This window comes from Kitasatospora sp. NPDC127035 (assembly GCF_042726075.1).
In the GTDB taxonomy this organism is placed as follows: domain Bacteria; phylum Actinomycetota; class Actinomycetes; order Streptomycetales; family Streptomycetaceae; genus Kitasatospora.
The window spans coordinates 1-23,951 of the sequence record NZ_JBHXDN010000061.1; the positions used below are offsets into that span (position 1 = coordinate 1).

At 74.1% G+C, this 23,951-nt stretch carries 16 protein-coding genes; 3 read left to right on the forward strand and 13 right to left on the reverse strand.

What is annotated here, in order from left to right:
* Positions 1 to 65 precede the first annotated feature (65 nt).
* From guaA to ACFWIC_RS31430, 6 genes are all read right to left on the reverse strand, one after another.
* On the reverse strand, positions 66 to 1,661 hold the full coding sequence (gene guaA / locus ACFWIC_RS31405) for a glutamine-hydrolyzing GMP synthase (RefSeq protein ID WP_329950414.1): 1,596 nt from the start codon (positions 1,659 to 1,661) through the stop codon (positions 66 to 68).
* Between the two features lie 1,071 nt (positions 1,662 to 2,732).
* Positions 2,733 to 4,598, reverse strand: coding sequence for a hypothetical protein (locus ACFWIC_RS31410; RefSeq protein WP_380520596.1), 1,866 nt, complete (start codon positions 4,596 to 4,598; stop codon positions 2,733 to 2,735).
* 154 nt (positions 4,599 to 4,752) lie between these two features.
* Entirely contained in the window at positions 4,753 to 6,543 is a 1,791-nt protein-coding gene (locus ACFWIC_RS31415) for a GMC oxidoreductase (protein ID WP_380520597.1), read from the reverse strand.
* A 122-nt stretch (positions 6,544 to 6,665) separates the two neighbouring features.
* The gene (locus ACFWIC_RS31420) at positions 6,666 to 8,309 is read right to left on the reverse strand and encodes a succinic semialdehyde dehydrogenase (protein WP_380520598.1); all 1,644 of its coding nucleotides are present in this window, start codon (positions 8,307 to 8,309) and stop codon (positions 6,666 to 6,668) included.
* An 81-nt stretch (positions 8,310 to 8,390) separates the two neighbouring features.
* Positions 8,391 to 10,175 (reverse strand): protein kinase, encoded by a 1,785-nt coding sequence (locus ACFWIC_RS31425; RefSeq protein WP_380520599.1) that lies wholly within the window; start codon positions 10,173 to 10,175, stop codon positions 8,391 to 8,393.
* Between the two features lie 172 nt (positions 10,176 to 10,347).
* Positions 10,348 to 11,442, reverse strand: a complete 1,095-nt coding sequence (locus ACFWIC_RS31430; protein WP_380359873.1) for a protein kinase — start codon at positions 11,440 to 11,442, stop codon at positions 10,348 to 10,350.
* A 214-nt stretch (positions 11,443 to 11,656) separates the two neighbouring features.
* Here ACFWIC_RS31430 and ACFWIC_RS31435 point away from each other — a divergent pair, with 214 nt between their 5' ends.
* Positions 11,657 to 12,202, forward strand: coding sequence for an SHOCT domain-containing protein (locus tag ACFWIC_RS31435; RefSeq protein WP_329885351.1), 546 nt, complete (start codon positions 11,657 to 11,659; stop codon positions 12,200 to 12,202).
* Positions 12,203 to 12,229: 27 nt separating this feature from the next.
* Here ACFWIC_RS31435 and ACFWIC_RS31440 read toward each other — a convergent pair whose 3' ends face one another.
* Positions 12,230 to 14,212 carry a protein kinase gene (locus ACFWIC_RS31440; RefSeq protein ID WP_380520600.1) on the reverse strand — a complete coding sequence of 661 codons (1,983 nt, stop codon included), beginning with the start codon at positions 14,210 to 14,212 and terminating at the stop codon, positions 12,230 to 12,232.
* A 251-nt stretch (positions 14,213 to 14,463) separates the two neighbouring features.
* Here ACFWIC_RS31440 and ACFWIC_RS31445 point away from each other — a divergent pair, with 251 nt between their 5' ends.
* Entirely contained in the window at positions 14,464 to 15,054 is a 591-nt protein-coding gene (locus tag ACFWIC_RS31445; RefSeq protein ID WP_380359877.1) for a hypothetical protein, read from the forward strand.
* A 72-nt stretch (positions 15,055 to 15,126) separates the two neighbouring features.
* Here the strand turns inward: ACFWIC_RS31445 and ACFWIC_RS31450 are convergent, their stop codons facing one another.
* From ACFWIC_RS31450 to ACFWIC_RS31465, 4 genes are all read right to left on the reverse strand, one after another.
* Complete coding sequence (locus ACFWIC_RS31450; RefSeq protein ID WP_329885354.1) at positions 15,127 to 16,254, reverse strand: GuaB3 family IMP dehydrogenase-related protein; 1,128 nt, start codon at positions 16,252 to 16,254, stop codon at positions 15,127 to 15,129.
* A gap of 148 nt (positions 16,255 to 16,402) precedes the next feature.
* The gene (gene guaB, locus ACFWIC_RS31455) at positions 16,403 to 17,905 is read right to left on the reverse strand and encodes an IMP dehydrogenase (RefSeq protein WP_329885355.1); all 1,503 of its coding nucleotides are present in this window, start codon (positions 17,903 to 17,905) and stop codon (positions 16,403 to 16,405) included.
* Positions 17,906 to 18,204: 299 nt separating this feature from the next.
* Entirely contained in the window at positions 18,205 to 18,753 is a 549-nt protein-coding gene (gene shbA, locus ACFWIC_RS31460; RefSeq protein ID WP_329885730.1) for an RNA polymerase sigma factor ShbA, read from the reverse strand.
* 563 nt (positions 18,754 to 19,316) lie between these two features.
* Positions 19,317 to 19,928 (reverse strand): response regulator transcription factor, encoded by a 612-nt coding sequence (locus ACFWIC_RS31465; protein ID WP_014136228.1) that lies wholly within the window; start codon positions 19,926 to 19,928, stop codon positions 19,317 to 19,319.
* 573 nt (positions 19,929 to 20,501) lie between these two features.
* Here ACFWIC_RS31465 and ACFWIC_RS31470 point away from each other — a divergent pair.
* A complete protein-coding gene (locus tag ACFWIC_RS31470) occupies positions 20,502 to 20,837 on the forward strand; it encodes a WhiB family transcriptional regulator (RefSeq protein ID WP_329885356.1) in 336 nt (111 codons plus the stop codon).
* Positions 20,838 to 21,030: 193 nt separating this feature from the next.
* On the opposite strand, the gene ACFWIC_RS31475 is transcribed toward ACFWIC_RS31470, so the two are convergent.
* Positions 21,031 to 22,026: a LysR substrate-binding domain-containing protein gene (locus tag ACFWIC_RS31475; RefSeq protein WP_329885357.1), complete on the reverse strand. Its 996-nt coding sequence runs from the start codon at positions 22,024 to 22,026 to the stop codon at positions 21,031 to 21,033.
* A gap of 198 nt (positions 22,027 to 22,224) precedes the next feature.
* On the reverse strand, positions 22,225 to 23,853 hold the full coding sequence (gene groL, locus ACFWIC_RS31480; protein ID WP_329950407.1) for a chaperonin GroEL: 1,629 nt from the start codon (positions 23,851 to 23,853) through the stop codon (positions 22,225 to 22,227).
* Positions 23,854 to 23,951: the final 98 nt, after the last annotated feature.

A 23,951-nucleotide genomic window follows, 5' to 3' on the forward strand; every position in this document is an offset into this window, starting at 1 on the left:
CCCCTGGTACGGGAACGGCGGCGCGGCCGTTCAGGACCGGTCCGTCCGGGACCGGGCGGGAGTGCCTACTCCCACTCGATGGTGCCCGGCGGCTTGCTGGTGCAGTCCAGCACCACGCGGTTGACGTCGGGGACCTCGTTGGTGATCCGGGTCGAGATCTTCGCCAGCACGTCGTACGGCAGGCGCGACCAGTCGGCGGTCATCGCGTCCTCGGACGAGACCGGACGCAGCACGATCGGGTGACCGTAGGTGCGGCCGTCACCCTGGACGCCGACGCTGCGGACGTCCGCGAGCAGGACCACGGGGCACTGCCAGATCTGACGGTCCAGGCCGGCCGCGGTCAGCTCCTCGCGGGCGATCGCGTCGGCCTCGCGGAGCAGGTCCAGGCGGTCCCGGGTGACCTCGCCGACGATCCGGATACCCAGGCCGGGGCCGGGAAACGGCTGGCGCTGGACGATCTCCTCCGGCAGGCCGAGCTCCTGGCCGACCATCCGGACCTCGTCCTTGAACAGCTTGCGCAGCGGCTCGACCAGCTGGAACTGCAGGTCCTCGGGCAGGCCGCCGACGTTGTGGTGGGACTTGATGTTGGCGGTGCCGGTGCCGCCGCCGGACTCCACCACGTCCGGGTACAGGGTGCCCTGGACCAGGAAGTCGACCGACGCGCCCTGCTCGCCGGCCTCGGCGATGATCTCGGCCTGGGCCTGCTCGAAGACCCGGATGAACTCCCGGCCGATGATCTTGCGCTTCTCCTCCGGGTCGCTGACGCCCTTCAGCGCGGCCAGGAAGCGCTCCTGCGCGTCGACGACCTTCAGCTGCACGCCGGTGGCGGCGACGAAGTCCTTCTCGACCTGCTCGGTCTCGCCCTTGCGCATCAGACCGTGGTCGACGTAGACGCAGGTGAGCTGGTCGCCGATGGCCTTGTTGACCAGGGCCGCCGCGACCGCCGAGTCCACGCCGCCGGAGAGGCCGCAGATGGCGCGCTTGTCGCCGACCTGGGCGCGGATCAGCGCGACCTGCTCCTCGACCACGTTGCCGGTGGTCCAGTTCGGCGCGATGCCGGCGCCGCGGTAGAGGAAGTGCTCCAGGATCTGCTGACCGTGGTCGGAGTGCAGCACCTCGGGGTGGTACTGGACGCCGTAGAGGCGGGCCTCGTCGTTCTCGAAGGCCGCGACCGGCACCACGTCGGTGGACGCGGTGACGGTGAAGCCCTCGGGGGCGGCGGAGCAGGCGTCGCCGTGCGACATCCACACCGAGTGCTCCGCCGGGACGCCCTCGAAGAGGGTCGAGCCGGTGCGGGAGACGGTCAGCGGGGTGCGGCCGTACTCGCGGGCGCCGCTGTTGTCGACGGTGCCGCCGAGCGTCTTGGCCATCAGCTGGAAGCCGTAGCACATGCCGAAGACCGGGACGCCGGCCTCGAAGATCGCGCGGTCGAGCTGCGGCGCGCCCTCCGCGTAGACCGACGAGGGACCACCGGAGAGGATGATCGCCTTCGGGTTCTTGGCGAGCATCTCGGCGACCGGCATGCTGCTCGGCACGATCTCGCTGTAGACCCGGGCCTCACGCACGCGGCGGGCGATGAGCTGGGCGTACTGAGCACCGAAGTCGACCACCAGGACGGTGTCGGTCTCAGGCACGGACTGGACGGGAGTAGCAGGGGACACAGACGGCCTTCCGGCAGCGGTACGAAAGGTGTCGCACGCGGCGCGTCCTCCGGAGGGGTGGCCGCGGGCGACGGGCGGGGGTCTGCCGTCGAGTCTACCGGCCACCCGCGTTTCACTCGTCTGCCCGCCCTCTCGGCCGTGACCGCGCCGGTGCCGGTTCGTTTCTCCTGGCGACCGTACGACCGCGGCGCGCCCGCCAGGCGCGCCGCCTCCGCCCCGGCCAGGGGCGCCGCCGTACGGGCTTGCAGGACCACGCGTGGAGCTCAACCCAGTCCACCGGCGCACGTGGCGCCGTCGCGGAACCGGCCTCCGGCCGGACGTGACGCGCCGTGGGACCGTGCGCGGGTGCTGCGGCCGGCCAGCAGGGGACAGCGACCCCGGCCGCGACTGGACCAAGGAGGTGGGGCGGTCGGCCACCGGGGACGCCCGGGGTCCGACCGCCGCACCCCGGCGCGATCCCGGCGCACTTCGTTCACCGTCCCACGCCGCTACGCGCGTCCCCGTGCGCTCCGCCCGAGTCTCACTACTCACCGTGATCATCGCTGCCGCCCGGCCTGTACGCCCCCGGGCCCGCCACTGCTGCCCGGGCTTGCCCCGGCCACCGGCCCCGCCGGAAGCGCGCTGGACCGAATCATGCCGAATCGGTTGCAGAGCATGCCCTCCGTCCAGCACGATGCTGCTTGGAAGAGCTTCCCCCGGCGGCTGCAAAGCCGCCCGAGGGGCGCCGTCCCGGTGCCGCCGCGACCCTGGTGGCAACGATTATCACCTCACGCTCCGTGAGCGAGGGCCCGGCTCAGGCATGCCGGAGGCCCACCGCCGCGGACCGCGTGCGCCCCGTGCACCGGCCCACCCTTCGCCGGAGCGGCGGCGCCGCCCTACCCGACAGCCATCCGACCGACGGCGCTCCTCCCCCGGCGCCGTCACCCCAGCACCGGCGCAGCCCTGACGCCGCGTGCTGAACGACAAAGGGCCCCGTTCCCCCGCGGGGCCCTTTGCCCTGTCCGGGCACGGGCGGTGGGGGCGGCACGGGCAGCAGGGGCGTGCGCCACCGTGGCGCACGCCCCTGAATCACTACGGCTGGTCGCGCCAGACGCTCGGGTCGACCGGGGAGTCTGCGCCCGGTGCCGGCCCGGCCCCCGGCCCGGAGCGGCGCGACGCCGGTTCCTCGGACGACCCGATCACCTCGCTCACCCCCGGCCACGCACCTGACTCGGACACGCCGGACGGGCCGGACGCACCGGACACCTTGTCCGGCCCGGACGGCCCGGACGGCCGGGACCCGTCGGTCGGCCCGGGGACGAACGGCTCCGGGGCCGACTCCGGACCGAACGCCCCGAACGCCCCGAACGCCCCGAAGCCGACCGCGCCCGGCCCGGCCTGTGCCGGCACCGCGCCGTACGGACCGCCCTGCGCCGAGCGGCCCCGCGCCGCGGCCAGCACGAGCGGCACCGCCAACGCCCCGATCGCCGCCCAGACCGCGTTGGCCACCAGCAGGGTGCCCGGCACCAGGGCGACGCCGTACTCGTACCCGACCTCCCGGACCGTACCGAGGTAGCGGGCGGTGGACCCCGACGAGACCAGCACCCCGGACACCAGCATCAGCAGGCTGAGCCCCGCCGCGTACACCGCGGCCAGCCGGAGCCGGTCGGCCGCGTCGAGCCGGCGCCGGTACGCCGTCCAGCCGAGCACCAACGCGGCGGACAGCGCGAGCAGCCCCGTCCAGCGCCAGTCGGCGCTCTCGCCCTGGAGGTCGAAGAACGAGAACTCGTCGGCGTCGCTCCGCCCCCGGTACCAGTCGGAGTCGCCGGCCGGGCTCTCGCGGGACGTCCGGAAACTCGCCCCCGAGCCCACCCCGAGCAGCACCAGACCGACGTTGGGCAGGAAGGCCACCGCCGAACCGGTCATGAGGCCCTCGCCCTCGACGGCGATCAGGACGAAGCCCACCGCCGCCGCGAGGCCGACCGTGAGCACCAGCGCCCGGGCAGCCGCCAGCCCGGCGACCGCCCAGCCCCGCACCGCACGGTTGCGCCAGGCCGCCCAGCGCAACGCGTCCGTCCCGTGGACCGCGAAGGCGAGCAGTCCGGCGGACAGCAGCGTCCAGCCGACCGCCTCCGGCCAGCCGGCCGCCGCCGTGTTGGAGAGCCGGCCGTCGAACACGTCGCCCGGACCGTCGGCCGCCTCGTAGCCGCCGGACGGCCACGGGGACCACGAAGCACCGGCGACCAGGCCGAGCAGCAGGGTGGCGACCGCCGCCACGACCGCGGTGCGCAGTGCCTCGCCGGCCGCCTGTCGGCGGGTCCACTGCTCTCCGGTGAGGCGCTGGCGGCGGTTCGCCCCGGCACGCAGGCCGAGCCAGAGCGTGAACAGCCAGAGCGCGGTGACCGTCATCGGCACGGCCCGGACCGTGGTCTCGTCGGTGGCGCTGCCACCGCTGCCGAGCCCCAGCCGGAACGGCGCGCCGAGCGCGGAGAGCGCCATCGCGAGCGCCACCCCGAACCGCCCGCCGAAGTCCGGGGTGCCGATCGGAGCAGGGACCGCGTACCCGTCGGGGACCGCCACGAGCAGCGCGACGACCAGCAGGACGAGGGTCGGCGCGATCACCGCGCGGAGCGCCGGGCGCCAGTCCGCGCCGACCACCCGGCCGAGCGCGACGGACCGGCCCGCGGCCGGGTCGTACGGCCGCCCCGATCCCCAGGTTCCGCCCGGAGCGGGAGCACCGGGCGGCGCCGGAGGCAGGAACGGCGGAGGCAGGTCCGGCGCCGGAGGCAGGGCAGCAGCCGGGCCCGGCGGGCCCGGCGGCACCGGGGCGGGCAGACCCGGTGGCGGCGGTGGCGGCGGGGCGGGCGGCAGGAGCGGCGGCGCCGACGGCAGGCCGCAGGAGGCGCAGGCGAGCGCCCCCTCCGCCGAAGTCGCACCGCAGGATGCGCAGATGGCCATGGACCGTGTCCCCCGTCCGAACGAACTCCTGGTCCCCCCAGGGAGCCCTTTTCTCCCACCGGTCACGGACGGCTGTCAACCGGCTTCGGCGCGGCGCGGGTTGACCGCGGCGCGGGTCACGTCGCCGGTCGCGCCGCGGTCGAACGACCCGGGGCTACCCGCGCCTCTTGGGCACCTCCGGCACCGCCAGCAGCGGCAGCCGCAGCGCGCCGAAGGCACCGGCCGGCACCGCCGGGTCGGCGGGGGCGACCGGCCCGGTCCGGCGGTACGCCTCGCCGGGCGCCGGACGGGTGTCCTCCTCGCCCTTGTTCGGCCACATGGACATGGCCCGCTCGGCCTGCGCGGTGATGGTCAGCGAGGGGTTGACGCCGAGGTTGGCGGAGACGGCCGATCCGTCCACCACGCTGATCCCGGGGTGTCCGTAGAGGCGGTGGTAGGGGTCGACGACACCGGTCTCCGGGGAGTCGCCGATCGGGCAGCCGCCGAGGAAGTGCGCGGTCATCGGGATGTCGAAGATCTCGCCGGCGCTGCTGCCGGCGAAGCCGTTGATCTCGTCCGCGAGCGCCCTGGCGCCCCGCTCGGCGGCCGGGATCCAGGTCGGGTTGGGTGCGCCGTGCCCCTGGTGGGAGGTGAGCTTGCCCTTGCCGAGGCCCTTCTCCTTCAGCGACACGGTGATCGAGTTGTCCAGGGACTGCATCACCAGGCCGATGATCGTCTTCTCGGACCAGCGGTGCTGGTTCATCGAGCGGGCGAAGGTCACCGGGTGCGTGACCGAGGTGCCGAGGTAGCGCAGCCAGCGCGGCAGCTTCCCGCCGCCCCTGACCTGGGCGATCGACAGCGCGCCCATCGCGTTGGAGCCCTTGCCGTAGCGGACCGGCTCGATGTGGGTGTTCTCGTCCGGGTGGATCGAGGAGGTGATCGCGACGCCCTTGGTGAAGTCCGCGCGGGCGCCGTAGCGCCGGTCGGTGGTCTGCGCGCCCACCAGCGCCTCGGAGTTGGTCCGGGTCAGCTCGCCGAGCCGGGCGGAGATCCGCGGCAGGTGCCCGCCCACCCGCATCCGGTGCAGCAGGTTCTGGGTGCCGTAGGTGCCGGCCGCGACCACCACCCGGGCGGCGGTGAGGGTCCGCGCCCCGGCCTTGACCGGGTCGGTGGTGGAACGGGCGTCGGTCCGCCGGACGTCCACCGCGTAGCCCTCGCCCCACTCGCGGATCCGGGCCACCGTGGTGAGCGGGTGGATCTCGGCGCCGCCGCGCTCGGCCAGGTACAGGTAGTTCTCGGTGAGCATGTTCTTGGCGCCGTGCCGGCAGCCGGTCATGCACTCGCCGCACTCGACGCAGGCCCGGCGGGCCGGACCGGCGCCGCCGAAGTACGGGTCGGCGATCTCGGCGCCCGGCGCCGTCCTGGCCTCGCCGTCCGCGTCCCCACCGTCGCCGAAGAAGACGCCGACCGGCGCCAGGTGGAAGGTCTCCCCGACACCCATCCGCTCGGCGGCGGCCCTGAGGTGCACGTCGGACGGGGTGACCGTCGGGTTGAGCCGGACGCCCAGCATCCGCTTCGCCTGGTCGTAGAACGGCGCCAACTCCTCCTGCCAGTCGGTGATGTGGCGCCACTGGCGGTCCTCGAAGAAGGCCTTCGGCGGCACGTACAGGGTGTTGGCGTAGTTCAGCGAGCCTCCGCCGACCCCGGCGCCGGCCAGGATCAGCACGTTGGCCAGCAGGTGGATGCGCTGGATGCCGTACAGACCGAGCTTCGGCGCCCACAGGTAGTTGGGCAGGTCCCAGGAGTTTCTGGGCAGTTCGTCGCGCTCGAAACGGCGCCCGGCCTCCAGGACGGCGACCCGGTAGCCCTTCTCGGTCAGCCTCAGCGCGGAGACCGAACCCCCGAAACCGGACCCGACCACGATCACGTCGTAGTCGAACCCCCGGTCACCACCGGATGCCACCATCTGCCACTGCTCCTTCGGAAACGGGACGAACGGGGAGGAACGGACCGGCCGGCCGGAGGGCCGGAGGTCCGCAGAGGGCCGGCCGGAGGGCCGCAGAGGGCCGGCCGGAGGGCCGGAGGCGGCTACTTGAACCGGAGGGCCTTCAGCACCCGCAGCCCACCGGTCATCACCGCCGCGAACTGCCGGTCGTCCAGGCCGAACGCGGGCGCGATCGGCATCAGCCGCTGGCCGGCGATGGTCTGCGCCTCGGTGAACCGCAGGATGCCCTCGGCGCCGTGCCGCCGGCCGAGCCCCGAGTCGCCCATGCCGCCCATCGGCGAGGCGACCGAACCGTACGCGGCCGCGTACGCCTCGTTGATGTTGACCGTGCCGGTGCGCAGCCGGGCCGCGACCGCCCGGCCGCGCCGCGCGTCCCCGGTCCAGACGCTGGAGTTGAGCCCGTACGGGGTCGCGTTGGCGGCGGCCACCGCCTCGTCCTCGGTGTCGAAGCGGTAGATCGAGACGACCGGGCCGAAGGTCTCCTCGCCGCAGACCGCCATCTCGGGGGTGACGCCGTCCAGGATGGTCGGCTCGTGGAAGAACGGGCCGAGGTCCGGCCGCGCCTGTCCGCCGGCGACCACCGTGGCGCCGGCCTTGACCGCCTCCTCGACGTGCCGGGTGGTGGTCTCCAGTTGCCGGCCGGACACCAGCGAGCCCATGTCCGCGCCGTACGCGAGGCCACCGCCGAGTCGCAGCGCCTTGGTCGCGGCGGCGAACCTCGCCAGGAACTCGTCGGCCACCGAGCGGTGCACCAGCAGCCGCTCGATCGAGATGCAGAGCTGGCCCGCGGACGAGAAGCAGGCCCGGACGGCCCCCTCGGCGGCCCGGGCGAGGTCGGCGTCGGCCAGGACCAGCATGGCGTTCTTGCCGCCGAGTTCGAGCGAGGCGCCGACCAGCCGGGCGGCGGCGCGCTGCGCGACGTCGCGGCCGGTGCGGGTGGAGCCCGTGAACGAGACGTAGTCGGCGTGCTCGACCACGGCCGGGCCGATCACCGGCCCGTCACCGATCACCACCTGCCACAGATCGGCCGGCAGCCCGGCCTCGATCAGCAGCTCGCGGGCCCAGAGGGCGGTCAGCGCGGTCTGCGTGTCCGGCTTGTTGACCACCGCGTTGCCGGCCACGAAGGCGGGCAGCGCGTCGCCGACCGAGAGCTCCAGCGGGTAGTTCCACGGCGAGATGTGGCCGATCACGCCCTTGGGGCGGCGGGCCTCGACGGTCCGGGTGAGCACCGGCAGGGCGCCGCCGCGCCGCTTGTCGCGCAGGTAGCCCTGGGCGGCGCGGGCGTAGTGGCGGGCGCTCATCGCGACGGCGAGGACCTCCTCGAAGGCGTGCAGCCGGGCCTTGCCGGTCTCCGCCTGGATCAGGTCGAGCACCTCGTCCTGGCGCTTGAGCAGCAGGTCGTGGAAGTGCAGCAGGACGGCGGCGCGCCGGCGTACGGGCAGTGCGGCCCAGGCCGGCTGGGCGCGGCGGGCCAGCTCGAAGGCGACCTCGACGTCGGCCGGCGTGGACTGCGGCAGACCGGCCAGCCGGTCGCCGGTGAGCGGGGCGACGGTCTCCACCACGCGGGGCTCACCGGTGGCGGTGACCCCGGTGACGAGGCGGTCGACCAGCGACGGCGGGACCGCCGAGGCGACGGTGCGCCCGCCGCCGGGCGCCGCGGGATTGCGGCCCGGCGAGCCGGTGCCGGCGGGTTCGGTGGCCGTGGCAGCTGCTGTGAGGTCCGTCATAGGGCGCAGCCTAGGCGCTCCGCGGCCGGTTCGGTACCCGTCGGTAACAAGAAACCGCGGAGGACCCCCGGCCCGGCCGGATCAGCGGGTCGGCGTGAAGTGGTTCAACACCAGGGTGAACCGCCGCTCCCCCTCCTGCCAGTCCTTGTCGTTGTCCGGGCAGGACAGGTAGACGGCGTACGCGGTGCCGTCGTCGTCGATGAACTCGGCGTCGACGGCCCGCCGCCGCCCGCCCTCCTTGGCCGCGTAGCTGAACTCCCAGACCGCCGCGTCGTGCCCGTTCACCGCGACGCTGGTGAGCTTGTGCTGGCGGTACTCCTTGCGCTTGGAGACGGTGGTCTCCATCTGCTTCAGGTGGTCCAGCGGCTTGACCGACTGGCCGACGGTGACGGCGAACTGGAGGTAGTGCACCATGTTGTCGGGGCTGTAGTAGATCTGGTTGCCGTCGGTGGAGCGCTGCCAGGCCGGCGTGGCCACCGGCAGCGGGAAGCGGAAGCCCGCCGGGTCGTCCACCCAGCGGTAGCCGGTCGGCGCGGGCCCGGAGTCGATGTCGCCGGAGCCGGTCGGCTGCGGCCCGGTCACGGTCGGCGTGGGCTTGGCGATCTCCGTCGTGCCGCTGGGCCGGGTGGCCAGGAAGGTGGCCCCGGCGGCGGCCACGGCCACCGCCAGCGCGATCACGACGACCTGCACCACACCCCGGCGCCTGGCGGGCCCGCGCGCGGGCGCATCGGTGTAGGCGACCGGCGCGACCGGTCCGGTGGGCGCCCCTTCGGCCGCCTCGTGCCCCCTGAATGCCTCCGGGAGCTGCCCGGACGCCTGCCCGGACACCTGCCCGAACGCCTGCCCAGCCGGTTCCGGGGCCGCTCCGGGGCCCGACGGCGCCACCGGACGCGGCACGGTCGGCGCCTCCGGCTCCGCATCCGCCTCCGCACCCGTCTCCGGCCCGCCCGGCTCCCCGGACCGGTCCACCACCGGCACCGACCGGGTCGGCGTCCGCACCTGACCGACCGGCTTGAAGCCGATGGTGTGCCCGGCCTGCACCTCGGCCAGCATCCGGGCCGCCTCGTCCGCGGTCGGCCGGTCCGCCGGGTCCTTGGCCATCAGCGCGGCCAGCACCGGCCCCAGCGGCCCCGCCCGGCGCGGCTCCGGCAGCGGATCGCCGACCACCGCGGCCAGCGTCGTCAGCGGCGAGGTGCGGCGGAACGGCGAGTCGCCCTCCACCGCCGCGTACAGCGTCGCCCCGAGACCCCACAGGTCCGAGGCCGGGCCCGGCCGCTCGCCCTGCGCCCGCTCGGGCGCCAGGTAGTCCGGCGACCCGACGAGGTCACCCGGCCGGGTCAGCTCCGCCGAGCCCTCGTACGTCGCGATGCCGAAGTCCAGCAGCACCGCCCGCCCGGTGCCGTGCTCCAACAGCACGTTGGCCGGCTTCACGTCCCGGTGCAGCACGCCCAGCTGGTGCCCCCGGTGCAGCGCGGCCAGCACCTGGCTGCCGACCTCGGCGGCGGCGCGCGGCGGCAACGTGCCGTCCTGACTGATCACGTCGGCCAGTGACCGGCCGTCGACCAGCTCCATCACGATCCACGGCCGGCCGTCCTGCTCCAGCACGTCGTGCACGGTGATCACACCGGAGTGCTTGATCCGGGCGGCGGCGCTGGCCTCCCGCTTCATCCGGGCGTGCAGGATCTCCAGCTCTTCCTCGGGCAGGTGGTTGACGGTGAGCTCCTTGACCGCCACCTCGCGGTCCAGCATCCGGTCCCGGGCCCGCCAGACCGTGCCCATCCCGCCCCGGCCCAGCCGGTCGCCCAGCTCGTAGCGTCCGGCCAGCAGCCGCTCCCCGGCCGCCTCCGCCCGGTCCTCCGCGCCCATCCGCGACCGCTCCCCCTCATCCACCTGCCGTCACCACGACGGAGGGCCCGGTACAGACCACTCGGTGCAGACCACCAGTCGAACAAATCTCACGGACACACTAGGCGCCCCGCCCCGGCCCCGGTAATCTCCCCCACCCGCAGACCCGGCGGTGGCGGCCCGGCCGACCCCGTCAGCCTGCGAACATCACCACGGCCGTCATCCCGAGCACCAGCAGCAGGAACACCCCTCCGACCAGCACCGGGCCGAGCAGCGCCGGCGGTATCAGCGGCCGGCGGTCCCGCCCGGGAGCGTCCTCCTCCGGGGGCCGCTCGGCCGTGACGGAGCCGCGCGGACGCCGCCGGCGCGGCGCCGGCACCACCGGGCCCTCCGGCCGCAACTCCAGTGCCCGGGCCGCCCGTTCCTCCCCGACCGGCTCGGGCGCACCCGCCAGCAGGGCCGCCAGCTCCTGCCGGACCTCCACCGCCGTCGGGCGCCGGGCCGGATCGGGCTGCAGCAGCCGCTCCACCAGCGGCCCCAGCGGCCCGCACGCCGCCGACGGCTCCCGGCGGCCGTCACGCACCGCCGTCACCAGCTCCGGCACCCCGCCCTCCGGGTACGGCGAGCGGCCGGTCACCAGCCGGTGCACCAGCACGCCGAGCGCCCAGCAGTCACCCGCCGGGCCCCCGTCCAGCGGCCACCGCTCGGCCACCGGCCCGGCCAGGGTGGCCCGCACCTCGTACCGGCGGCGCCCGCCGGGCCCGCCCAGCTCCTCGGCCAACGCCTCCTGGGCGACCCCGGCGAGCAGCCCGCCCAGCAGGGCGGCGCCGTCCTCACAGACCAGCACCGACTCGGTGGTCAGGTTGCCGTGCGCCAGGCCCGCCTCGTGCAGCGCCCGCAGCGCGCCCGCCAGGTCCGCCGCCAACTCGGCCACCCGGTAGGGCGGAAGCGGACCGGCCGCGGCCAGCTCGGCCAGCGGCACCCCGGCCGGACGCTCCTCGACGGTCCAGAGCAGCTCGCCCTCGACGAAGGCGCCGGCTCCCTGGAGAAGCCGGGGGTGCCGCGGCGCGGCGGAGCCGACCACCGCCACCCGGCGGACCAGCTGGTCCCCCTGCTCCGGCACCGGGTCGTCCGGCTCCCGCCCTCCGGTCAGCAGGGCGGGCAGCTCCAGCGCGCGCAACCGCACGACGTCACCGGTCCGCTCGTCCACGGCGAGCGCGCTCAACGCCGCCGGACGGTCAGTCAGCCGGTAACGCCCGGCCAGCATCTGTCCCGGACCCGCTCGCATGCGTGTTCCTCTCGCTCACCACCCAGCCTAAGGTGTCACCGTCCGTTCCCGCCGGGCGCGCGACGCGCCCCCCGCCGTCGGCCGGGACACATCCGCGGGGGGCGCACTCCCCCTCGGACCCGCACGGCCCGCGCCCCGGCACCGCCCTCCGGTCCGAGACGCAGGGGCGCAGGGGCGGACCCGCCCGGCGAACCGTCGGATTAGGCTCGATCCCATGGACTGGACCGATCTGATCGACGCGGCCTTCGACGTGGCCGGCAACAGCAGCAGTGATTCCCGGGCCACGGCCCTGCGCACCGTCGAGGCGAACGTCGCGCCCGACGAGAAACCGGTCGCCTCGACGGCGGGGCGACATCCCGATCACTTCCGCAAGGGCGTGCTGGTCCTGACCACCCATCGGCTGCTCTTCCTGAAGGACGGGAAGCCTCCCGTCCCGGTTCCGCTCTCCGCGGTGACCGACGCGACCGTCACCAGGACCCGGATCAACGGGGAGGTGCTCCTGGTGGTCGCCCTCACCGGCTCGCACCGGTTCGAGGACGTGGTCAAGGCCGAGATCTTCGCCGAGCAGGTCCGGGCCGCTGCCCGGCTGGCCCGCAACGCCGGGCAGCAGGCGCTCGCCGCGCCGGCCGCCGCGCCCGCCGCACCGGCGTCCTCCGGCGCCGACCTGCTCGACCAGCTGGAGCGGCTGGCCGCCCTGCACGGCGCGGGGGCGCTCACCGACGAGGAGTTCAGCAGCGCCAAGCGTCGCCTGATCGGCTGAACCCCGGGGCCGTCCGGCCGACGTCCGTCAGGGCGCCGGCCGGAAGGTGTCGAAGGAGATCTGCCGTGCCTGGGCGTTCTGCGGTGCGGCCCACTCCGCGTCCGGCGAGGTCCAGTAGACGGCGTAGCCGTACTTGGCCGGCGAACCGGTGACGAAGCCCCGGTTGAGCGAGTGCATCCGCGGGGTGCCGTTGGTCCACTCCCAGTCGGCGGCGTTGCTCCACTCGCGGTAGGCGACGGCCTGAAGCTGCACCCGCTGGTAGTTGCTCACCTGGCCGCGCAGTCCCGGCTCGGACTCCTGCCAGTCGGCGAGGGCGCTCGGCCCCGGCGTGGTGGTCCACTCGATCCGCAGGGTGCTGCCGTTGCCCTTGAAGGTCCGGCGGGTCGCCTCCGAACCCGTGAGCTGCAGCCAGTCCGGCAGCACGATCGAGAAGCCGGACGCGTCCTTGTACTCGTGGTGACCGGCGGGCACGACGGCCCCGGTCGGCGCCGGGGTCTGGGCCGGTCCCGGGGTCTGGGCCGGCGTCTGGGCCGGTGCCGGGGTCTGGGCCGGCGTCGAGGCGGGGGTCACCGGAGGCGTGGCGGCGGGCGCCGCGGCCGGATCCGAGGTCGCCGGGTCCGGGGTCACCGGGGCGGTGGCCGGCGGGATCGCGGAGGCGTCCACCGGCGGGGCGCCGGCCGGCGAGGTCCCGGTGCTCGCGGTCACGGACGCGGTGCCGCGCGCACCGTCGGCCGATCCGTCGTCGGAGTCGCCGAGCGCCCGCACCAGTGCGACCACGCCCGCGATCAGCAGCAGCACCACCACGACCGTCGCCAGGGCCAGCCGGTGCCGGCCCTTCCGCGGGTCGGCACCGGCCGCCTGGGTCGCGCCCAGCGTCCACTCGCTGGTCACCGGACGGGCCGCCTCGGTCTCCGGCGCCGGCGTCCCCGACGGCCCGGCCGTGCCGTCCTCGGGCTCCGCGGCCGGCGCCGCCCGCTCCCCGCTCCCGGCGTCCGCGGCCCGGCTCCCCACCCGGACCGTTCCGAGCAACCCGCCGACCGACGGCTTCACGGTCTCCGGCTTCACGGTCTCCGGCTTCACGGCCGGACGCTCCCCCGCCGGACGCTCCGCCGCGCCGTCCGCCGCACCGCCGCCCGCCACCGGCACCGCCTGCTCGGTGGTCGACTCGGCCCGCGCCGTCGCGTCCGCCGCCACCCGCTTGAGCATCGACCGGGTCTGCGAGGCGGTCAGCCGCTCCACCGGGTCCTTGGCCAGCAGCCCCTCGATCACCGGCCGGAGCGGACCGGCGTTCACCGGCGCGGTCAGGTCCTCGGTCATCACCGCCGTGAGCGTGGCGAGCGCCGAACCCCGGTCGTACGGCGGCCGGCCCTCGACCATCGCGTACAGCGTGCCGCCCAGTGACCAGAGGTCGGCCGGCGGCCCGGGCTTCTGCCCGCGGGCCCGCTCCGGGGATATGTACGAGGGCGCGCCGACCAGCATCCCGGTGGAGGTCACCGAGGTGTCGCCCTCCACGCTGGCGATGCCGAAGTCGGTGAGCACCACCCGCCCGTCCTCGCCGATCAGCACGTTCGAGGGCTTGACGTCCCGGTGCAGGATGCCGTGCGCGTGCGCGGCGCTCAGCACGCCCAGCACGTCCAGCGCGATCTCGGCCGCCCGGGCCGGCTCCAGCGGGCCGTCCTCCCGGATCACGTCCGCCAGCGAGCGGGACTCGACCAGCTCCATGACGATCCACGGCCGGTCGTCCTCCTCGACGACGTCGAAGACGGTGACCGCCGAGTTGTGCCGGATCCGCGCCGTCGCCTTGGCCTCGCGCAGCGTCCGGACGATCAGCCGGTGCTTCTCGTCCTCCTCGACGCTGGCGTTCATCCGCAGTTCCTTGACCGCGACCGTCCGGCCCAACATCTCGTCCTCGGCACGCCAGACGGTGCCCATGCCACCGCGCCCGATCACCGCGTCCAGCCGGTAGCGTCCGGCCAGGAGGCGGCCGGTGGAACCCTGCGCCTGGGTCATTCGGAACGTTCCCCCATGTGCTGGCGGTCGTGGTGACGGCGTGTCGGACCGGCGTCGGGGCCGAGCACCCAAGCCTCCATCATCTCCTGTCCCGGGCGCCCCCGACCACCCGGCCCCCGGCCACCCTCGCACCGATGCCGCCCGGGCGCGGCGCTCCGTGCCCGATCTGTGATCGAAAACTCTGTCCGTCCCGCTCCGGGCACTGCTACCGTGCGGCAGTTCACCGTCCTTCCGGGGGGAATTCGACGTCCATGACCGCACCCGCACCGGGCGCTGACGGCCAGTCGGGCCGACCGCCCACGGCCCAGCACTTCTCGGTCGCACAGGAACCGGAGACACCCGAGGGCTACGTGGCCCCCGGGATGCCCGGCGCCCCGGTGGCCGGTTACCACCCCACCGCTCCCGGCGACTCCGACGGGCCCGACGGACACCCCCGCTCGAAGCGCCGGTACCGCACCGGCCGGGCCCTCGCGATCGCCGTCGCCGCGATGCTGGCCGGTGCCCTCGCGTACGGCCTCGCCCCGACCCGGGCCGCGGCCACCGTCGGCTGGCTGGCGATCGCCCCGGCCGCCGCCGTCGCCTGGCCGCTCGGCCGGCTCGGCGGACCGGGCCGGCTGCTCCCGCCGCTGGGCGCGCTGCTCTCGGCCGGTTCGCTCCTGCTCGGCCAGCTGCTCGGCCAGACCCGCCGGCTGCACGCACTGGACGGCACCCCGTACGGCGAGCTGGTCCGCGACGCCCTCACGCTGTGGCGGGGGGACCGCCGACTGCTCGACCTCGTCTTCTACGGCATCGCCCTGGTCGGCGGCTTCCTGCTGACCCGCCGCGCCGCGACCCGCCAGTAGGACGCGTCCGGTCCGGGAACGGCGCGAGGCCCCCGCCACGATCGGACGGGGGCCTCCGCGGGACGAACGGGCTCAGCGGCGGTTGAGCGCCGGGTTGACCGTCACCTCGACCCGCTGGAACTCCTTGAGCTCGGTGTACCCGGTGGTCGCCATCGCCCGGCGCAGGGCGCCGAACAGGTTCATGGTGCCGTCCGGGGTGTGCGAGGGGCCGGTGAGGATCTCCTCGGTGTTGCCGACGGTGCCGAGGTCGACGCGCTTGCCGCGCGGCAGCTCCTCGTGGACGGCCTCCATGCCCCAGTGGTAGCCCTTGCCCGGCGCGTCGGTGGCCCGGGCCAGCGCGGCACCGATCATCACCGCGTCGGCGCCGCAGGCGACCGCCTTCGGGATGTCGCCGCTGTAGCCGACCCCGCCGTCCGCGATGACGTGCACGTACCGGCCGCCGGACTCGTCCATGTAGTCGCGGCGGGCGGCGGCCACGTCGGCGACGGCGGTGGCCATCGGCACCTGGATGCCGAGGACGTTGCGGGTGGTGTGGGCGGCGCCGCCGCCGAAGCCGACCAGCACGCCGGCCGCGCCGGTGCGCATCAGGTGCAGCGCGGCGGTGTAGGTGGCACAGCCGCCGACGATGACCGGGACGTCCAGCTCGTAGATGAACTGCTTCAGGTTGAGCGGCTCGGCGGCGCCGGAGACGTGCTCGGCCGAGACGGTGGTGCCGCGGATCACGAAGACGTCGACGCCGGCGTCGACCACGGCCTTCGAGAACTCGGCGGTGCGCTGCGGGGAGAGCGCGGCCGCGGTGACCACACCGGAGTCGCGGACCTCCTGGATCCGCTGCTTGATCAGCTCGGCCCGGATCGGCGCCGAGTAGATCTCCTGCAGGCGGCGGGTCGCGGCGGCCTCGTCGGTGATCGAGACGATCTCGTCGAGCAGCGGCTGCGGGTCCTCGTAGCGGGTCCAGAGACCTTCGAGGTTGAGCACGCCGAGACCGCCGAGGCGGCCGATGGCGATGGCCTGCTCCGGCGAGACGACGCTGTCCATGGGGGCGGCCAGGAACGGCAGCTCGAACCGGTAGGCGTCGATCTGCCAGGCGATCGAGACCTCCTTCGGGTCACGCGTACGCCGGCTGGGGACGACGGCGATGTCGTCGAAGGCGTACGCCCGCCGGCCGCGCTTGCCTCGCCCGATCTCGATCTCAGTCACTTCGAGCCCTTCTGGTGGTGTTGCTCGTGCCCGCCGGGTCACCCCGGCCGCCCCCAGTATCCCGCACCCGCCCGGAGCCGCGCCGCCGCGCCCGCCTCCCGGGCGTGCGGAAGGGGCCCGCGGCTGCGGGCCCCTTCCGGTTACCGGCTCAGCGGCCGCTGTAGTTCGGAGCCTCGACGGTCATCTGGATGTCGTGCGGGTGGCTCTCCTTGAGGCCCGCCGAGGTGATCCGGACGAACCGGCCCTTGCTCTCCATCTCGGCGACGGTGGCGGCACCGACGTAGCCCATGGTCTGGCGCAGGCCGCCGACGAGCTGGTGCAGCACCGCGGAGAGCGGGCCGCGGTAGGGCACCTGGCCCTCGACGCCCTCGGGGACGAGCTTGTCGTCCGAGGAGACCTCGGCCTGGAAGTAGCGGTCCTTGGAGTACGAGCGGCCCTGGCCGCGGGACTGCATGGCGCCCAGCGAACCCATGCCGCGGTAGGACTTGTACTGCTTGCCGTTGATGAACAGCAGCTCGCCCGGGGACTCCTCGCAGCCGGCCAGCAGCGAGCCCAGCATCACGGTGTCGGCGCCGGCGGCCAGCGCCTTGCCGATGTCGCCGGAGTACTGCAGGCCGCCGTCGCCGATGACCGGCACGCCGGCCGCCTGACAGGCCACGGCCGCCTCGTAGATCGCGGTGACCTGCGGGACGCCGATGCCGGCGACCACGCGGGTGGTGCAGATCGAACCCGGGCCGACACCGACCTTGACGCCGTCCACGCCCGCGTCGATCAGCGCCTGGGCGCCGTCCCGGGTGGCGACGTTGCCGCCGACCACGTCGACCTTGACGGCCGCCCTGATCTTCGAGATCCAGGCCAGCGCGTTGTGGCTGTGGCCGTGCGAGGTGTCGACGACCAGGAAGTCCACGCCCGCCTCGACCAGGGCCTGGGCCCGGTCGAACGCCTCGGCGCTGGCGCCGACGGCGGCACCGACCAGCAGCCGGCCCTCGCTGTCCTTGGCGGCGTTCGGGTACTGCTCGGCCTTGACGAAGTCCTTGACCGTGATGAGGCCCTTGATCCGGCCCTCGTCGTCGACCAGCGGGAGCTTCTCGATCTTGTGGCGGCGGAGCAGCGCCATCGCGTCGACGCCGGAGATGCCGACCTTGCCGGTGATCAGCGGCATCGGGGTCATGATCTCGCGGACCTGGCGGGTGCGGTCCGACTCGAAGGCCATGTCGCGGTTGGTCACGATGCCGAGGAGCTTGCCGCTCTCGTCGGCGATCGGCACGCCGGAGATCCGGAACTTGGCACAGAGCGCGTCGGCCTCGCCGAGCGTGGTCTCCGGGCCGACCGTGATCGGGTCGGTGACCATGCCGGACTCGGAGCGCTTGACCAGGTCGACCTGGTTGACCTGGTCCTCGACGGAGAGGTTGCGGTGCAGGACGCCGACGCCGCCCTGACGGGCCATCGCGATCGCCATCCGCGACTCGGTGACCTTGTCCATCGCCGCGGAGAGCAGCGGGATGTTGACGCGCACGTTCCGGGAGACCCGGGAGGAGGTGTCGACCTGGTTCGGCAGCACCTCGGAGGCCCCGGGCAGCAGCAGGACATCGTCGTACGTGAGTCCGAGCATCGCGAACTTCTCGGGTACGCCTGCGGCGTTGTAAGACATTTGGGGGTACCTTCCGTGGCCGGCCTTGTCCGCTCACGCCCTGAGGGGTGGGGGCGTTGTCATCGCTCACTCGCTCGGACCGCCGAAAGCCGGGTGGCAACTGGAGGATCCTCCAGGGGAACCCCGTTCGCACCGCTGAAACTTTGGCGACCCGCCCAGGCGCCGATACCCCATGGTACTGGCACCCGCGAATGCGTCCTCGCGTGCCCTTGACAACACCTGCCGCCCGTGGGCCATTCCGTCCTCCGGGGCCGGAACGGGCGGGCCTCCCCGATGCCGGGCCCGGCATCGGGCAAGCCCTAGGAGGACTCCTCGGCGAGCGCCCGCAGCCGGCTGAGCGCCCGGTGCTGGGCGACCCGGACGGCCCCCGGCGACATCCCGAGCACCTCGCCGGTCTCCTCCGCCGAGAGTCCGGCGGCCACCCGCAGCAGCACCAGCTCGCGCTGCCGGGCCGGCAGGTTGGAGAGCAGTTCCTTGGCCCAGGCCGCGTCGCTGCTGGCCAGCGCCCGCTCCTCCGGGCCGAGCGCGTCGTCCGGAACCTCCGGCAGGTCGTCCTGCGGGATCACGGTCGAGCCGGGCCCGCGCATGGCGGCCCGCTGCAGATCGGCGATCTTGTGCGCGGCGATCCCGTAGACGAAGGCCTCGAACGGGCGCCCCTGGTCCTTGTACCGGGGCAGCGCGCAGAGCACCGCCACACAGACCTCCTGGGCGATGTCGTCCACGTGGTGCCGGGCGCCGCCGGGCAGCCGGACCAGCCGGCCGCGGCAGTACCGCAGGGCCAGCGGGTGGACGTAGGCGAGCAGCGCGTCGATCGCCGGGCCCTCGCCGCGGACGGCGGCCGCGACCAGTTCGCCGACGAGCGGGGAGCTGCCCGTGCCGAGGACGGGCGGGCGGGCGGCGGGCGCAACGGGCCGGGCGGGCTCGTGCGGCCCCGCTTCGCGCTCGGCACCGGCTTCGCGCTCGGCACCGGCTCCGGCGGAGCCGGGGGCCCCGGAGCCGGCGGATTCCGCGTACGCCGCGTCGGGCCCGGACACGGAGGGCTCGGCCTCCACCGGGTCCGCCTCGCCGGGAGCCCCGGTCACGTCGTCGCGCATCGGTCCATGGTGCCTGGTCGCGCGGGAAAACGCGGCACCGCGTCCGGAGTTGTGCACCGGAACGTTATGCGGTGCCGCACCGGCACGCACCACCGGCCCCTCCTGCACCGTGCCGCCTCCCGCCCCGCCGGCGTCGGTGGTCCCGTCCGCCGCGCCGTCCGCCGAGTCTCCTGCGGCCGTGTGGTTCGCCGCAGTTCCTGTCCGCTGGTCCCCGAGGTGCTCCACTCCTCCATGGTGCAACCTCGGGACCGTAACGTCACACGCCCCTGCACAGGGAATCGCGAGCAGCGTTCCGGGACCGGCGGAGCCGCCGGCGGTCAGCGGACCAGACCCCAGCGGAAGCCCAGGGCCACCGCGTGCGCACGGTCCGAGGCGCCGAGCTTCTTGAACAGGCGTCGGGCGTGGGTCTTGACGGTGTCCTCGGAGAGGAACAGCTCGCGGCCGATCTCGGCGTTGCTGCGGCCGTGGCTCATGCCTTCGAGCACCTGGATCTCACGCGCCGTCAGGGTCGGCGCGGCGCCCATGTCGGGGCTGCGCAGCCGCCGCGGGGCGAGCCGCCAGGTCGGGTCGGCGAGGGCCTGGGTGACGGTGGCCCGCAGTTCGGCGCGCGAGGCGTCCTTGTGCAGGTACCCCCGCGCGCCCGCGGCCACCGCGAGGGCGACGCCGTCGAGGTCCTCGGCGACGGTGAGCATGATGATCCGGGCGCCCGGGTCCGCCGACAGCAGCCGCCGGACCGTCTCCACCCCGCCGAGGCCGGGCATCCGGACGTCCATCAGGACGAGATCGGAGCGGTCGGCCACCCAGCGGCGGAGGACCTCCTCCCCGTTCGTCGCGGTGGTGACCCGGTCGACACCGGGTACGGTCGCGACCGCGCGGCGAAGCGCCTCGCGGGCGAGCGGGGAATCGTCGCAAACGAGAACGGAAGTCATGACCGTCGTCCTCCGCAGCTGATCCGCGTCACGTTGAGCCTCCTGGCTGGTACGAACCTCTCCGACACGGCCGATCGGCGACAGACTCCGTGCTGATCGCCTGTGAATCTCCGCGATCGTTCCCGACGTCCGGCGCCCGCTAACCGCCTCCGCACTTCCAACGACCGTCACTCGAATGAGTTACGGCCTTCAGGGCCATCTCCACCACTGTACGTGGCCGACCCGTTACCGATCAGCCGCATCGCGGGGCACACGCCGCTCTTTTGCGCAGCTCGGGCGCGGTGGGCGCACGACCCGCACACCGATTCGGGCCCCCGCGCGCCCGTCGGCCACCCGATTGCCACGTTCGCGCCGGGCGATCGCCGCACCGCCGGGCATGCCCACTTTGCCCGTTTTTATAGCTTTTGTATGGTCATTGACTGTTGTGCCACTCTGTGGGTGACTTGTCCATGGAGTTGCCGTAAGTCATATTTCCAGGTGTCCACACCGGCGCCGGACGCGCCCCGCCGTACCGCCCAGTGCAATCCGCTGGCAGCCGGCGCGCGGTCGACGAGCCTCTGAAGGGAATGAGTCATGGCAGATTTCTCCCGCCTCCCCGGCCCCAACGCGGACCTCTGGGACTGGCAGCTCTCCGCGGCCTGCCGCGGCGTGGACAGTTCGCTCTTCTTCCACCCCGAAGGAGAGCGCGGCGCCGCGCGGAGCTCACGCGAGGCGAGCGCCAAGGAGGTCTGCATGCGCTGCCCCGTGCGCACCGAGTGCGCCGCGCACGCACTGGCGGTCCGCGAACCGTACGGCGTCTGGGGCGGGCTGACCGAGGACGAGCGCGAGGAGATGATGGGCCGCTCGCGCAACCGCCTGGTGGAGGTGCCGCTCGTCGCGCCGGGCGGGGCCCAGCGGTACCTGTCGTAACCGTCCGTGTCCGCCGCGCCGAGAAGAAACGTTTCTTCCCGTGGTGGCGCACGTCAGGGCCCGGCGCCTTCCCGGCCTGCGCCCGGTCGGCCCGGGGACGGCCGGTCCGGGGCGGTCACGGCCCGGCCGCGGGCGACGGACGGCCGGTCCGGACACGGCCGGTGCCGCCCGGTCCCGGTCGACCCGGTCCCGGTCAGCGCCCGGGGCCCGCGCCCGCCAGCCGCTCCAGCATCAGCGCCACCGCCGGCACCTCGGCGAGGTCCGGGAGGGTCAGCGCCACCACCTGCCGTACCGCCGGCGCTCCCGTGGCGGCGTGCACCGCCACCGTCACGACCCCGTCCGGGCGCACCGACTGCAGCGCCAGCCCCGGCAGCACCGCCACCCCGAGCCCGGCGGCGACCAGGCCGACCACCGCGGGGTAGTCGTCGGTCGCGAAGTCGATCCTGGGCTCGAACCCGGCTCCGGCGCAGAGCTCCACCAGGTGCCCGCGGCACTGCGGGCAGCCGGCGATCCACTGCTCGGAGGCCAGCTCGGCCAGCTCCACGGGCCCGCCGCGCCCGGCCAGCCGGTGTCCGGCGGGCAGCAGGCCGACCAGCGGGTCGTCCAGCAGCGGGGTGACCACCAGGTCGGACCAGTCGGTGCCGGCGCTGAGCTGCTGGGCCTCCAGGTTGGCCTCGGCGCGCGCCTCACGGGGCGTGCCGTGCGCGGGCGCCGGCGCGGCGGCGCCGGACGCCTGGGGGTAGCGGAAGGCCAGCGCGACCTCGCACTCGCCGCCGCGCAGCATCGCCAGCGACTCCGGAGGCTCCGCGTCGACCAGCGACACGCGGACCCCCGGATGGCTGTCCCGCAGCCGGGCGACGGCAGGCGGCACCAGAGTGGAACTCGCGGTCGGGAAGGAGACCAGACGCACCCGTCCGGCCCGCAGTCCGGCGATCGCCGCCACCTCCTCCTCGGCGGCGGAGAGCCCGGCGAGGATCCCGGTGGCATGCTTGAGCAGCACCCGTCCGGCCTCGCTCAGCTGCATCCCGCGACCCGAACGGACCACCAGCGGGGTGTCCACGGACTTCTCCAGGGCCTTCATCTGCTGGCTGATGGCGGGTTGCGTACACCCCAGCTCGCGGGCGGCGGCGGAGAAGGATCCGGTGCGGGCGACGGCACGCAGGACGCGCAGGTGGCGGGCCTCGATCATGCCTCAAAGATATAAGTAAATCTTTGCTATCTGCAAAATTCAGATGATAGTTGAAGAGTAAAACTCGCCCACCGGCGCGGTGCGCGCCGGACGCCGCACCTCGGAGCGGCCCGTCAGGGGCGTACCGCGGCCGACACGCCGGAGGCCCGGCCGCGCCCCCGAGGGGCGCGGACCGGGCCTCCGGTCACTGAACGGGTGTCAGTGGGAGTGGCCGTGGCCGCCGTGCGAGTGACCGGCGTCGGGCTCCTCCTCCTTCTTCTCCACCACGAGGGTCTCGGTGGTGAGCAGCAGGGAGGCGATCGAGGCGGCGTTCTCCAGGGCGGAACGGGTGACCTTGACCGGGTCGATGACGCCGGCCTTGATCAGGTCGCCGTACTCGCCCGTGGCGGCGTTGTAGCCCTGGCCCGGCTCCAGCTCGGAGACCTTGGAGGTGATGACGTAACCCTCCAGGCCGGCGTTCTGGGCGATCCAGCGCAGCGGCTCGTGCAGCGCCTTGCGGACGACTGCGACACCGGTCGCCTCGTCGCCCGTCAGGCCCAGGCCGTCGTTCAGCACCTTGGCGGCGTGGACGAGGGAGGCGCCACCACCGGCGACGATGCCCTCCTCGACCGCGGCACGGGTCGCCGAGATGGCGTCCTCCAGGCGGTGCTTGCGCTCCTTCAGCTCCACCTCGGTGGCGGCACCGACACGGATGACGCAGACGCCGCCGGCCAGCTTGGCCAGGCGCTCCTGCAGCTTCTCGCGGTCCCAGTCCGAGTCGGTGTTGGCGATCTCGCCCTTGATCTGGGCGACGCGGCCGGCCACGGCCTCGCTGTCGCCGGCACCGTCGACGATGGTGGTCTCGTCCTTGGTGATGGTCACGCGGCGGGCGCTGCCCAGCACGTCCAGACCGGCCTGGTCGAGCTTGAGGCCGACCTCCTCGGAGATCACGGTGCCACCGGTCAGGGTGGCGAGGTCGCCCAGGATCGCCTTGCGGCGGTCACCGAAGCCCGGGGCCTTGACGGCCACGGCGTTGAAGATGCCGCGGATCTTGTTCACCAGGAGGGTCGACAGCGCCTCGCCGTCGACGTCCTCGGCGATGATCAGCAGCGGGCGGGAGGTACCGCCCTGCACGACCTTCTCCAGCAGCGGCAGGAGCTCCTGGATGGAGGAGATCTTGCCCTGGTTGATCAGGATGTACGGGTCCTCCAGGACCGCCTCCTGCCGCTCCGCGTCGGTCACGAAGTACGGCGACAGGTAGCCCTTGTCGAACTGCATGCCCTCGGTGAAGTCCAGCTCCACGCCGAAGGTGTTCGACTCCTCGACGGTGATGACACCGTCCTTGCCGACCTTGTCGATCGCCTCGGCGATGAGCTCGCCGACCTGGGTGTCCTGCGCGGAGAGGGTCGCGACGGCGGCGACGTCGTCCTTGCCCTCGATCTCGCGGGCGATGGACAGCAGGTGCTCGGAGACGGCGGCGACGGCCTTGTCGATGCCCTTCTTCAGGGCGGCCGGGCCGGCACCGGCGGCGACGTTGCGCAGACCCTCGTTCACCAGGGCCTGGGCCAGCACGGTGGCGGTGGTGGTGCCGTCACCCGCGACGTCGTTGGTCTTGGTGGCGACCTCCTTGACGAGCTGCGCGCCAAGGTTCTCGTACGGGTCGTCGAGCTCGACCTCACGGGCGATGGTGACACCGTCGTTGGTGATGGTCGGAGCACCGAACTTCTTGTCGATGACGACGTTGCGGCCCTTGGGGCCGATGGTCACCTTGACGGTGTCGGCCAGCTTGTTGACACCGCGCTCCAGCGAGCGGCGCGCGTCCTCGTTGAACTGCAGGATCTTCGCCATGTTCCCTATTCCCTCGGGGCTGCGGCCGTCGCGGCCGCTCGACTACGTGAACCAACAACCACGCCCCGGGCCCCTGTCACTAGGGACACGGATCCGGG